At 69.9% G+C, this 12,435-nt stretch carries 15 protein-coding genes; 14 read left to right on the top strand and 1 reads right to left on the bottom strand.

What is annotated here, in order from left to right:
- Positions 1–67: 67 nt before the first annotated feature.
- Positions 68–424, top strand: a complete 357-nt coding sequence (locus IWX63_RS11380) for an ArsR/SmtB family transcription factor (RefSeq protein ID WP_199278268.1) — start codon at positions 68–70, stop codon at positions 422–424.
- A complete protein-coding gene (locus tag IWX63_RS11375; RefSeq protein WP_199278267.1) occupies positions 421–903 on the top strand; it encodes an SRPBCC family protein in 483 nt (160 codons plus the stop codon). Before IWX63_RS11380 ends, IWX63_RS11375 begins: the two co-directional genes overlap by 4 nt.
- Before the next feature lie 168 nt (positions 904–1,071).
- Here the strand turns inward: IWX63_RS11375 and IWX63_RS11370 are convergent, their stop codons facing one another.
- On the bottom strand, positions 1,072–2,514 hold the full coding sequence (locus IWX63_RS11370; RefSeq protein WP_199278266.1) for a glucose-6-phosphate dehydrogenase: 1,443 nt from the start codon (positions 2,512–2,514) through the stop codon (positions 1,072–1,074).
- 191 nt (positions 2,515–2,705) lie between these two features.
- Here IWX63_RS11370 and ffh point away from each other — a divergent pair, with 191 nt between their 5' ends.
- The 12 genes from ffh to IWX63_RS11310 all read left to right on the top strand — a co-directional run bounded on the left by ffh (position 2,706) and on the right by IWX63_RS11310 (position 12,428).
- Positions 2,706–4,289 carry a signal recognition particle protein gene (gene ffh / locus IWX63_RS11365; protein WP_199278265.1) on the top strand — a complete coding sequence of 528 codons (1,584 nt, stop codon included), beginning with the start codon at positions 2,706–2,708 and terminating at the stop codon, positions 4,287–4,289.
- Between the two features lie 54 nt (positions 4,290–4,343).
- A complete protein-coding gene (locus IWX63_RS11360) occupies positions 4,344–5,063 on the top strand; it encodes an alpha/beta fold hydrolase (protein WP_199278264.1) in 720 nt (239 codons plus the stop codon).
- 18 nt (positions 5,064–5,081) lie between these two features.
- The gene (locus tag IWX63_RS11355) at positions 5,082–6,188 is read left to right on the top strand and encodes an amidohydrolase family protein (RefSeq protein ID WP_442859124.1); all 1,107 of its coding nucleotides are present in this window, start codon (positions 5,082–5,084) and stop codon (positions 6,186–6,188) included.
- A 55-nt stretch (positions 6,189–6,243) separates the two neighbouring features.
- Entirely contained in the window at positions 6,244–7,143 is a 900-nt protein-coding gene (locus IWX63_RS11350; protein WP_199278263.1) for a VOC family protein, read from the top strand.
- A 155-nt stretch (positions 7,144–7,298) separates the two neighbouring features.
- Positions 7,299–7,703, top strand: a complete 405-nt coding sequence (gene rpsP, locus IWX63_RS11345; protein WP_043445782.1) for a 30S ribosomal protein S16 — start codon at positions 7,299–7,301, stop codon at positions 7,701–7,703.
- A 1-nt stretch (position 7,704) separates the two neighbouring features.
- Positions 7,705–7,950, top strand: coding sequence for an RNA-binding protein (locus IWX63_RS11340; RefSeq protein ID WP_199278262.1), 246 nt, complete (start codon positions 7,705–7,707; stop codon positions 7,948–7,950).
- A gap of 124 nt (positions 7,951–8,074) precedes the next feature.
- On the top strand, positions 8,075–8,683 hold the full coding sequence (gene rimM, locus IWX63_RS11335; protein ID WP_199278261.1) for a ribosome maturation factor RimM: 609 nt from the start codon (positions 8,075–8,077) through the stop codon (positions 8,681–8,683).
- Positions 8,683–9,474 (top strand): tRNA (guanosine(37)-N1)-methyltransferase TrmD, encoded by a 792-nt coding sequence (gene trmD / locus IWX63_RS11330; protein WP_199278260.1) that lies wholly within the window; start codon positions 8,683–8,685, stop codon positions 9,472–9,474. Before rimM ends, trmD begins: the two co-directional genes overlap by 1 nt.
- A 214-nt stretch (positions 9,475–9,688) precedes the next feature.
- On the top strand, positions 9,689–10,048 hold the full coding sequence (rplS, locus tag IWX63_RS11325; RefSeq protein ID WP_055773319.1) for a 50S ribosomal protein L19: 360 nt from the start codon (positions 9,689–9,691) through the stop codon (positions 10,046–10,048).
- Positions 10,049–10,120: 72 nt separating this feature from the next.
- Complete coding sequence (gene lepB / locus IWX63_RS11320; protein WP_334685812.1) at positions 10,121–10,735, top strand: signal peptidase I; 615 nt, start codon at positions 10,121–10,123, stop codon at positions 10,733–10,735.
- Between the two features lie 89 nt (positions 10,736–10,824).
- Complete coding sequence (gene lepB, locus IWX63_RS11315) at positions 10,825–11,679, top strand: signal peptidase I (RefSeq protein ID WP_199278259.1); 855 nt, start codon at positions 10,825–10,827, stop codon at positions 11,677–11,679.
- Positions 11,676–12,428, top strand: coding sequence for a ribonuclease HII (locus tag IWX63_RS11310; protein ID WP_199278258.1), 753 nt, complete (start codon positions 11,676–11,678; stop codon positions 12,426–12,428). Before lepB (IWX63_RS11315) ends, IWX63_RS11310 begins: the two co-directional genes overlap by 4 nt.
- The last annotated feature ends 7 nt before the right edge of the window (positions 12,429–12,435 follow it).

Raw genomic sequence — 12,435 nt, 5'->3', positions numbered from 1 at the left:
AACAACCATCTGGTTGATCAATGAACTCGTTGATCGACGCAGTGGTCGAACACCCGGAGCGTGACCCGTGACCGACGACGAACGCCTCGACCTCGCCTTCCTGGCGCTGGCCGATCCCGTCCGCCGCCGCCTCATCGCCCGGCTCAGCCGGGGTCCGGCCACGGTCAACGAACTGGCGGAACCCTTCGCGATTACCAAACAGGCGATCTCGAAGCACATCCAGGTCCTCGAGCAGGCGGGACTCGTCACGCGCACGCGGGACGCCCAGCGCCGGCCCGTCCACCTGAACCCTGCACGACTGGAGGCGCTCACCGCCTGGATCGACCAGTACCGGCTGATCCACGAGGAGCAGTTCCGCGGCCTCGACGCCGTGCTCACCACCCGGGCCGCTGCACGCGGCTCGCAGGCAAAGGACTCGTCATGAGCAATGCCCTGAAACTCACCATCCCGGAGGGCCTGCCCTTCATCGACTTCGACCGCGAGTTCGACCATCCCGTGAGGGAGGTCTTCCACGCGTACGCGGACCCCGATCTCGTCGCTCAGTGGCTGGGCCCGCGACGTCTGAAGCTGGGCATCGACCACTATTCCTTCCGGACCGGCGGCAGCTACCGCTACACCCACACCGGCCCGGACGGCGTCGACCACGTGTTCAGCGGCGTCTTCCATACGGTCCGGGAGAACGACTTCGCGATCCAGACCTTCGAGTACGACGGCTACCCCGACGTCGTCAGCATCGAGTTCCTGACCTTCCAGGACCTGCCCGGCGGCAGGACGCGGCTGAGCGCCCGTGCCGTCTATCCGAGCATGGAGGCCCGGGACGGCACGGCGCAGTCCGGGATGGAGGGCGGCCTCGGCGAAGCCTACGAGCAGCTCGACGAGTTGCTGGCCCGCGCGAGCGTCTGAGCGCCGGAACTCCCTCCGGTGCACCCGATCAGCCCACTCAGGTGGGTTCGGCGCTGATCCCTCTGCCCACCGACTCGCCCTCCTCAGGGGGCATCCTGCGTGATGCCCATCGACCAGGATGAGTCGGTGGGCGCATGGGTCGGCCGCATCGGACGGACTCCTTGCGGCCTACTCCTTCCGGCCGTGCGACGACGGCCACGCCTCCGGTCCGTCCGAGCCTGCCCGGTACTCCTCGAGGGGCACGCGGCCCTCCGACCACGCCTCGAGGACCGGCTCCACGATGCGCCAGCAGTCCTCCGCGGTGTCGCCGCGGACCGAGAGCGTCGGATCGCCGGCGAGGACACCCTCGATCACCTCGCCGTAGGGCAGCAGGTCCGTCTGGTTCAGGTCGGCGCTCAGGGTCGCCCGGTCCAAGGAGAAGATGTCGCCGGGCCCGTTGACGTCGATCTCCAGCTGCAGCGTGTCGGGGCCGAACCCGATACGCAGCTTCGTCGGTGCGTCCTGGCCCGTGAAGCCCACCGGCAGGTGGCTCACCGGCCGGAAGGTGATGACGGCCTCCTTGCGCTTGATACCGAGCGCCTTGCCGGAGCGGAGGACGAACGGCACGCCGGACCAGCGTTCGTTGTTGATGGACACGGTGATCTCCGCGAGCGTCTCGGTGCCCTTCTCCGGGTCGACGCCGGTCTCGGCCGCATAGTCGGGGATCTGCCGGTCGCCGATCGTGCCCGCCGCGTAGCGTGCCCGGCGGCTGCTGCCCGGACTGTCCAGGTCCACCGTGCTGGCCCGGAGGATGGAACCGATGTGGTCGCGGAGGTCCCTCTCGTGCAGGGTGGACGGCGCGTTCAGGGCCAGGAGTGCCATGACGTGCAGCAGGTGGCTCTGGATCATGTCGCGCAGCGCGCCGGCGCCGTCGTAGTAACGGGCCCGGTTCTCGAGCGCGAGGTCCTCGTCGAAGATCACCTCGACCTTCTCGATGTGCAGGTTGTTCCAGACCGGCTCGAGGATGCGGTTGGCGAACCGCAGGCCGAGGATGTTGAACACCGTCGCCTTGCCGAGGAAATGGTCCACGCGGTGGATGTTCTGCTCGGGCACCAGCTTCGAGAGCTTCTCGTTGAGGGTGTGCGCGCTGGCCTGGTCCGTGCCGAAGGGCTTCTCCATCACGAGGCGGGTGCTCTTCGGCAGCGAATCCGGCCCGAGTGCGCTGCAGGCCATCTGGCTGACGGCCGGGGGCAGGGCGAAGTAGATGGCCACCGGACCCTCGAGGCCCTGCACCAGATCGGCCAGCCCGTCCTTCGTCACGTCGAGGAACTGGTACCAGCTGTCGTCGCGCACCTGCTGCAGCGATGCCCGTCCGGCGTCGTCCGCCTTCTCGCGCGCGTGGGCGAACGAGTCGTCCAGCCGGTCACGCCACTGCTCGTCGGTCCAGTCGTCGGAGCCCGCGCCCACGAGCTTCAGCCCGTCGGCCCGGCCGAGGCGGATGAGCCGCGCGAGTCCCGGGAGGAGGAGGCGCCCGGTCAGGTCGCCGGAGGCACCGAGGATCAGGAGCGTCCTGACGCGCGTGTCGGCGTCGTCGGGGATGGTGTCGTGTTCTGCGAGCGAGTGAGTATCCACCTCTTCACCCTGCCACTTATCCCCGTGTGTGTCCTGCGCCGCCGACGCGCGTCGCGGTCTGCGCCCGGCGGCACGGCGGGGCAGGGCGCAGGGCGGTCCCGGGACGGGGCGCCGAGCGCTCCCGGGCGTCCCCAGTTGATACCCTTGGGAGTTGAGTCTCCAAAGTCCCCGATGAAAGTAGTGCACGGCACGTGTTCAATTCACTCTCCGACCGGCTGACTGCGACCTTCAAGAACCTCCGCGGCAAGGGCCGCCTCACCGAGGCGGATATCGATGCCACGGTCCGCGAGATCCGCCGCGCCCTGCTCGACGCCGACGTCGCCGTTCCCGTGGTGCGTGCCTTCACGGCCGCCGTCAAGGAGCGCGCCCTCGGCCTCGAGGTCTCGCAGGCCCTGAACCCGGGTCAGCAGATCGTCAAGATCGTCAACGAGGAACTCGTCGGGATCCTCGGCGGCGAGACCCGGCGCATCCGGCTCGCGAAGAACCCGCCGACCGTGATCATGCTCGCCGGCCTGCAGGGTGCAGGCAAGACGACGCTCGCGGGCAAGCTCTCCAAGTGGCTCAAGGGCCAGGGCCACAGCCCGCTGCTCGTCGCGTGCGACCTCCAGCGCCCCAACGCCGTCCGGCAGCTCCAGGTCAACGGCGAGCGGGCCGGCGTGCCCGTCTACGCGCCGCACCCCGGCGTCAGCTCCGAGTTCGAGGCCGCCACCGGTGACCCGGTCGCCGTCGCCCGCCAGGGTGTCGCCGAGGCGCGCGCCCGACTGCACGACGTCGTCATCGTCGACACCGCCGGTCGCCTCGGCGTGGACGCGGAGCTCATGCAGCAGGCGGCGGACATCCGTGCGGCCATCAACCCCGACGAGGTGCTGTTCGTCATCGACGCGATGATCGGCCAGGACGCCGTCAACACCGCGCTCGCCTTCAACGAGGGCGTGGACTTCACCGGCGTCGTCCTGACCAAGCTCGACGGCGATGCCCGCGGCGGTGCCGCACTCTCGGTCGCGTCCGTCACCGGCAAGCCGGTCATGTTCGCCTCGACCGGTGAGGGGCTCGGCGATTTCGAGCTGTTCCACCCCGACCGCATGGCCTCGCGCATCCTCGACATGGGCGACATCCTCACCCTGATCGAGCAGGCCGAGCAGTCCTGGGACAAGGACGAAGCGGCCAGGATGGCGAAGAAGTTCGCCGACCAGGAGGACTTCACCCTCGACGACTTCCTCGCGCAGATGCAGCAGATCCGCAACATGGGCTCCATGAAGAAGATGCTCATGATGATGCCGGGTGCCGCCAACATGCGGGAGCAGCTCGAGAACTTCGACGAGCGCGAGATCGACCGCGTGGAGGCCATCGTCCGCTCGATGACCCCGCACGAGCGCCTCGCCCCCAAGATCATCAACGGATCCCGCCGCGCGAGGATCGCCCGTGGCTCCGGCGTCCATGTCTCCGAGGTCAACGGCCTGCTGGAGCGTTTCACGCAGGCACAGAAGATGATGAAGAAGATGGCGTCCGGCGGCGGCATCCCGGGCATGCCCGGCATGGCCGGTCCTGGAGGCTTCGGCGGGCCCCGCAAGAACAAGGCCGCCGCCGCGAAGGGCAAGAAGAAGCCGCGCTCGGGCAACCCCGCGAAGGCGGCGCAGGAGCTCCAGGAAGCGGAGGCGCGACGCGCGGCCGCCCGCACGGCGGCGCCCACCGGTGCCGCGTTCGGTGGCCAGGAGGACTTCGACCCGTCGGCGATGAATCTCCCCAAGGGCTTCGAGAAGTTCCTCGGGAAGTAGGGCGGCCGTGCCGTCCTGCGACCCGAAGCGCCGAGCAGTGATGGGCGGGCCCTGATGGGCGCCGAGCGCGTGGTCTTCGTCCATGGCAGCGGGTCCTTCGGTGCCGCGGCGTGGCCCCGGCAGCACGGCCTGTCCATCGACTTCGACTGCCTCTACGTCCGCCGGCACGGTTTCTCCGCGACCGAGGAACCCGTCGGCACGGACCATGACCGGGACCAGGAGATCATCGCGGATGCCCTGGGCGGCGGGGGAGGCGGCGGAGGACACGTCGTCGCCCACTCCCAGGGAGCGGTGGCGGCGATGATGCTCGCCGTCGATCGGCCCGACCTGGTGCGCACGCTCACCCTGGTGGAGCCCGCGTGCTTCTCCCTCACGGCGGAACTCCCCGCCACGGCGGCGCACATCGCCCTGATGGAGCCCCTCTTCGCCGAGCGCCACGCGATGTCCGACGACGACATCCTCCGCACCTTCGTGCGGCGTGTGTCCGACGCCGACGCGCGGACCCCCGCCACGACCGATGCCCGGCGCGACGCCGCGAGGCTCCGCCTCCAGAGCCCTCCCTGGGAGGCCCCGTTGTCGATCGTCCCCGGCGTGCCGACCCTGGTGCTGACCGGCGGATGGGAGCCCCTGTACGAGGAGGTCGCCGCATACCTCGCCGGCACGGGCGCGATCCACCGCACGGCACCGGGCGGGCACCGTCCGCACGACACCGCCGAGGGCGACGCGTTCATCCGGTCCTTCCTGCGCACCAGCCGGCAGCAGGCCGCCGCATGACCGTCGTCGACGGATCCCGTGCTGCCTGACGGGCCCGGTTTCCTGCACCTCACCGGGACGGTGCTGCCGGCGCCATCGCGGTCCGTGCCCGACGTCTACGTGCAGGACGGTCGGTTCACCTTCCGGCGCCCACCCGGCCGGCCGGCACGGACGATCGAGGGCTGGGTGCTGCCCGGCCTGGTGGACGCCCACTGCCATGTCGGCCTCGACGGACGGGGGCGGGTGCCCAACGAGCTGGCGGAACAGCAGGCGCTGCAGGACCGGGACGCAGGCACGCTGCTCATCCGCGATGCCGGGGTCGTCAACGACACGCGGTGGGTGCAGGGCCGCGCCGACCTGCCCCGCCTCGTCCGCGCGGGCCGGCACGTGGCGCGGACGCGCCGCTACTTCCGCGACTACGCCGTCGAGGTGGAGCCGGCGGACCTCGCCGGAGCCGTCGCGGAGCAGGCGCGGCGCGGCGACGGCTGGGTCAAGATCGTGGGGGACTGGATCGACCGTTCCCTCGGCGACCTCGCCCCCGCCTTCCCTCCCGCGGCCCTCAGGGAGGCGGTCGACGCCGCGCACGCGGAGGGTGCCCGTGTGACCGCCCACTGCTTCGCGGCCGAGACGCTCGACGGGATGCTCGACGCCGGGATCGACTGCATCGAGCACGCCACCGGCATGCTCCCGCGGCACATCCCCCGATTCCGGGAGCAGGGCGTGGCGATCGTCCCCACGCTGATCAACATCGACACCTTCCCCGCCATCGCCGACGGCGCCGCGGGCAAGTATCCCGACTACGCGGCGCACATGCGCCGGCTGTGGGGTGGTCGGGAGGAGATGGTCCGGCGGGCGTACGATGCCGGGATCGCCGTCTATGCGGGTACCGACGCCGGCAGTGTCATCGCCCACGGCAGGCTCCCCGACGAGGTGGCGGCGCTGTCCGCTGCGGGTCTCGGCCCCGCCGCGGCACTCGACGCGGCCTGCTGGTCCGCGCGTGCCTGGCTGGGTTTCCCGGGGATCGAGGAGGGGGCGAGCGCCGACGCCGTCGTCTGCGCTGCCGATCCGCGCCTGGGGGTGGGCACCCTCGCCTCCCTCCGCGCCGTGGTGCTCCGCGGCGAGGTCATGACCGCATCCGTGGAATAAGTTGAAGCTTCAACTAGTTGTGCAGGGGGAGAACCTTCCACCTCGAGGAGCCGACATGCCCATGCAGGACCTGCTGCCCGCCGATACCGCCATGGGGGCGCTGACGCTCAGGGTCGATGATCTCGGCGGTCTGGCCCACTACTACACCACGGCCCTCGGGCTCGAAGTGCTCGAGGACGGGGCCGACGCCGTCGTCCTCGGCCGGCGGGGGAGCGCGGTCCTCCGCCTCGAGTCCGCCCGTCACCTGCACCTCCCGCAGCGCGGTGACGCCGGCCTTTTCCACACCGCCCTCCTCTTCACGGACCGTGCGGACCTGGCGGCCGCCGTCGCCTCCGCCGCCCGGCATCCTCTCAGTACCTACGTGGGCAGTGCAGACCACCTCGTGAGCGAGGCGTTCTACTTCACCGACCCCGAGGGGAACGGGATCGAACTGTATGTCGACCGGCCCAGGGGCGAGTGGACGTGGACGGGCGACGGGCGCGGCACCCGCACGGTGGTGATGGACAGCCTCCCCCTCCCCCCGCGGGACTACGTCGAGCGGTACCTCACCGAGGACGCGGCGTCGCACGCGGCGTCGAGGGCCGCGAGGGTGGGCCACATCCACCTGCAGGTCGGCGACGTCGGCACGGCGCATCGCTTCTACGTGGACGTCCTCGGCTTCGAGCGCACCGCCGGGTGGCACGACCAGGCCCTGTTCGTCTCCGCCGGCGGCTACCACCACCACATGGCCATGAATGTCTGGAACAGCAGGGGTGCCGGGCCGCGGAAGGACACCCTCGGACTCGGCGAGGTCCTCATCCGCGTGCCGGCGGCGGACGGGGTCGGTGCACTGGCGGACCGCCTGGCCCACGCGGGCGTCGCAACCCACCACACGGGGGCGGAGTTGCGCTTCGAGGACCCCTGGCGGAACCGGATCAGGGTGGCTGCCGCCGACACGTCGGGCGGAATCGCCTAAAGCACGGCCGTCTGGCACAATGGTTCCGTACTCGATCCGCGCAGCCCCTCTCTCTGCGCGTGCATTGTGTCCTTTGAACCCTCATGAATGGCCCGCCCCACGGGAGCAGGATGACGGGTTCGCCCCCTTTTCATTTACAAGGAGTGACCACACAAGTGGCCGTAAAGATTCGCCTCAAGCGCATGGGCAAGATCCGCGCACCGTTCTACCGCGTCGTCGTCATGGATTCACGCTCCAAGCGTGATGGCCGTGCCCTCGAAGAGATCGGCAAGTACAACCCCACCGAGGAGCCCTCGTTCATCGAGATCAACTCCGAGCGTGCACAGTACTGGCTCGGTGTCGGCGCGCAGCCCACCGAGCAGGTCTCCGTCCTGCTGAAGATCACCGGTGACTGGCAGAAGTTCAAGGGACTCAAGGGCCAGGAAGGCACCCTGAGGACCAAGGCCGCCAAGGAGGCGTTCGTCGCCCCCGAGAAGGGCTCGGTGATCGTCCCCGAGGCCATCACGCCGAAGGCGAAGAAGACCGACGACGCCGCCGCGGAAGCCACCGAGGCAGAGTAACTTGCTGGCCGAAGCTCTGGAGCACCTCGTCCGCGGCATCGTCGACAACCCTGACGATGTCAGGGTCTCCGCGAAGAACAACCGCCGCGGCGAGACGCTCGAGGTCCGCGTCCACCAGGAGGACCTCGGCCGCGTGATCGGCCGCCAGGGGCGCACCGCCCGGGCATTGCGCACCGTGGTGTCGGCCCTCGCGGACGGCGAACCGGTGCGGGTCGACGTCGTGGACACCGACCGCCGCCGGGACTGACCGGCCCCGAGCTTCACGGCAGACAGCATGCTGAACGGCCCCACCACCAGGACCTGGTGGTGGGGCCGTTCCCATATACCCAGGTAGTACCCACGCATCAGCCAGACCAAGCAGGAGCACCACGATGGACGTACTCGCAGCCAGGATCGGGAAGCCCCACGGCATCCGCGGAGAGGTGACGGTCCAGCTCTTCACCGACGCCCCGGAGGACCGCTTCGAGCCGGGCGGGACCTTCCGTGTCGAGGGCGCGGGGGTCGCCGAACTGACGGTCGTGAAGGCGCGGTGGAACAAGGACATCCTGATCGTCGCCTTCGAGCAGGTGGCGGACCGCAACCAGGCCGAGACGCTGCGCGGTGCACAGCTCTTCGTCGACACGGCCGGCGCCCAGGACGACGACGACGACGCCTGGTACGAGCACGAGCTCGTCGGCCTCGACGCCCGCGTCGACGGGACGTCCGTGGGCAAGGTCACCGCCCTGCGGACCATGGCGGTCCAGGACCTCCTCGTCGTCGAACTCGCCGACGGCCACGAGGCGCTGGTGCCGTTCGTCGGATCGATCGTGCCCGAGGTGGACCCGGAGGGGGGCTTCGTGACCATCGTCCCGCCGACCGGCCTCTTCGACCTCAACACCCCCGGCTCCAACCAGGCGCCCGACGACGGCGACGACGTCGCGGGCGACGCCGCTCCCGGCGATTCCGCCGCCGACTCCGGGCCGGGCGGGACGCGCGACTAGTGCGCATCGACGTCGTCTCCATCTTCCCGGAGTACCTCGCCGCGCTCGACCTGTCCCTCATCGGGAAGGCGCGCCAGGACGGCGTGCTGGACGTGCGCATCCATGACCTGCGGTCGTTCACGACCGACAGGCACAGGACGGTCGACGACACCCCCTACGGCGGCGGCGCGGGCATGGTCATGAAGCCCGAGCCCTGGGCGCAGGCGCTCGAGGCGGTCCGGGCGGAGGCACCCGCCGGCGCGTCCCGGCCCACCCTCATCGTGCCGTCGCCGGCCGGTGCCGTGTTCGACCAGGCGATGGCGTACGAGCTCGCCGAGCTCGATCATCTGGTCTTCGCGTGCGGCCGGTACGAGGGCATCGACGAGCGCGCGGTCGACTGGGCGCGCGAGGAGTTCGACGTCCGGCCGGTCTCACTCGGCGACTACGTGCTCAACGGCGGGGAAGTGGCAGTCCTCGCGATGGTCGAGGCCGTGGCGCGGCTCATCCCCGGTGTCGTCGGCAACCCGGAGTCCCTCGTGGAGGAGTCCCACTCGGACGGCCTGCTCGAATACCCCGTGTACACCAAACCGTCGTCGTGGCGCGGGCGCGACGTCCCCGACGTGCTCCTGAGCGGCAACCACGCGATGATCGCGCAATGGCGCCGTCTCGAGCAGTTCCAGCGCACCGCCGACCGCCGCCCGGACCTCCTCGCCCGGGTCGACGTCGGCGTCCTGGGGAAAGCGGATCTCAAGGCGCTGCGTGCGGCGGGTTTCGACGTCGTCGACGGCCGGCTGACGAAACCGCAGCATTAGCAGTTGGCGTCTGCGCTGTGGAATAATCGTGCTCTGTGTCCACTGGGCCGGTCCCTGCCACAGGGGGCGTCCGGCCAACAGTTCCACACACCGGCCACCGAATCATCGGATCGGCCGGAAAACCTACTTCGGCGGTATTGTCCGGGCCATGCGTCCGGTCCTCGGCCGCCGTGACCAACGTGGATGACCTGTGGCGTTCACCAGGAGCATGACCATGCATATTCTCGACTCGGTTGACGCCGGATCCTTCCGCGACAACGTCCCCGACTTCCGCGCGGGTGACACCGTCAATGTCCACGTCAACATCATCGAAGGCAAGAACACCCGTGTTCAGATCTTCAAGGGCTTCGTGCTCGGTCGCCAGGGCGACGGCATCCGCGAGACCTTCACGGTCCGCAAGGTGAGCTTCGGTGTCGGCGTGGAGCGTACGTTCCCCGTGCACAGCCCGGTCCTCGACAAGATCGAGGTCGTCTCCAAGGGCGACGTGCGTCGCGCCAAGCTGTACTACATGCGCGAACTGCGCGGCAAGGCAGCGAAAATCAAGGAGAAGCGCGACCCCAAGACGGTCAAGTAGCTCCCTCTGGTGCATGAAACGCCCGCTTCCCGGTCATCGGCTGGAGGGCAACCGAAACGCCGGCCCCGCTCTGTGGGCTGGCGTTTCGTGTTCTCCGCCGTCTTCCTCGCCGTCCTGGTCACCGGACTCGTGCGAGGATTCCTGCTGGACGTCTACTTCATCCCGTCGGCATCGATGGAGCCCCTGCTCACGGAGGGCGACCGCGTGCTCGTGAGCAAGCTCGCGGACCAGGGTGTCCAGCGCGGCGACGTCGTCGTGTTCGACGGCCGCGGGTCCTTCGACCCGATCCGTGATCCGCGGAGCCTCCCCGAGCAGGTCCTCGCCGGCGCGGGTCAGTGGCTCGGACTCGCCGGAAACGACACCACCTACGTCAAGCGCGTCATCGGTGTCGGCGGTGACCGCGTGGCGTGCTGCAGCGCAGGCGGGTCGCTGACGGTCAACGGCACCGTCCTCGACGAGCCGTACGTCCACCCGGACGAGGCCGCGAGCACCACGAGGTTCGACGTCGTCGTCCCCGAGGGGCGGCTGTGGCTCCTCGGCGACCATCGCTCGGCATCGATGGACTCGCGGTCGCTGCTCGGCTCGCCGGGCGGGGGGCTCGTCGCCGAGGATCGGATCATCGGGCGGGCCTTTCAGCTAGTCTGGCCACTGGACCGGTCCGGCCCGATCGACCGACCGTCCGACTGACGTCGAATCGGAGCCCGGGCCGCCTGTCGGAGGCCCGTTCCCGGAGCCGGCGGCAGCCGGGCATCACGAGTACAGAGGAAAGTTTTCACATGGCACGGAGCTTCCGCAGGAAGTCCTCTTCGCGGGCCGAGGCCCCCGCAGCACCGGCGTCCGATCCCGGTGCACCCCCTGCGGGCGGGGCCGTGCCCGACGCTCCCCGGGATCGACGCCGCGACGGCAAGGACCGCGATCGCGGCGTCGGCGCCTGGCTCAAGGAGATCGGCACGATCGTCGTGATCGCGCTGGTGCTCTCCTTCCTCATCAAGACCTTCCTCTTCCGGGCGTTCTTCATCCCTTCGGGCTCCATGGAGGAGACCCTGGAGATCGACGACCGCATCTTCGTCAATCGGCTGGTGCCGCAGCCCTTCGACCTGCAGCGCGGGGACATCGTCGTCTTCAGCGACACCGAGGGCTGGCTCCCCGTGCAGACCGAGACGCAGGGCAGCTGGCTCAAGGACTCGCTCGTCTTCATCGGTCTCGCCCCCGACGAGTCCCAGCAGCACCTGGTGAAGCGTGTCATCGGGCTCCCGGGTGACCACGTCATCTGCTGCGACGCCCAGGGCCGCCTCACCGTCAACGGCGAGCCGCTCGACGAGCCGTACCTCTACCCGGGAGCAAGCCCCTCGGACGTGCCCTTCGACGTGGTCGTGCCCGAGGGCAAGCTCTGGGTGATGGGGGACCACCGCAACGCCTCCGCCGACTCGCGGGCCAACCGGGACAAGCCCGGTGCGGGTTTCGTCCAGATCGACGACGTCGAGGGCAGGGCCGCGGTCATCGCCTGGCCGCTGAACCGGATCGGTCTCCTCGGCACCCCATCGGAGGTGTTCGACGGCGTACCCGAGCCCGAGACCGATGCGCGGCCGACTTCCGCCGCCACTCCAGCTCCCACGCCCACCGGTCCATGACGGCCCTGCGCAGGAAACGCTCCACCGCGCCCACCCTGAGCGTCGAGAAGTCCTTCGCCACTGCCGGTCATCGCTACGTGGCCGGATGCGACGAGGTCGGCAGGGGGGCCCTGGCCGGGCCGGTGTCGGTGGGCATCGTCGTCGTCGACCTCGGTGCGCCCTCCCCTCTGCGCGGCGTGCGGGACAGCAAATTGCTCCCTCCGTCCGAGCGCGAGGCGCTCGTGCCCCGCATCCGCCGCTGGTCCGTCGCGTCCGCCGTCGGCCACGCCTCGGCAGCCGAGATCGACGCGCTGGGACTGATGTCCGCGCTGCGCGCAGCCGGGGGCAGGGCCTGGGCCTCGGTCCTGGACACCGTCACCCCCGACGTCGTCATCCTCGACGGTAACCACGACTGGCTGTCCGCGCGGTCCCAGGGGGTGCTTTACGGGACGGACGACGGCGCGTGCGCCCCGGTCGAGCAGGTGGACCTCGCCGGATGCACCGCCCCGGTCCACACCCGGATCAAGGCGGACCTGACGTGCCTGAGCGTGGCGGCAGCCAGCGTACTGGCCAAGGTGGAGCGGGATGCCCTGATGGTGTCGCTCGCCGCGGACCATCCGGAGTTCGGGTGGGACGTGAACAAGGGCTATGCGACGGAGGGTCATCGCGCGGCCATCGACGCGGCCGGCCCCAGTGCGTACCACCGAAGGACCTGGCGTCTGGGGAGCCTAGACCGGCCCGGCGCAGCCCGTATGGAAAGTGGAGGATGATGGTCGA

Source organism: Arthrobacter sp. CAN_A2 (assembly GCF_015752045.1).
In the GTDB taxonomy this organism is placed as follows: domain Bacteria; phylum Actinomycetota; class Actinomycetes; order Actinomycetales; family Micrococcaceae; genus Arthrobacter_D.
This window is presented reverse-complemented; position numbering and strand designations above follow the sequence as displayed.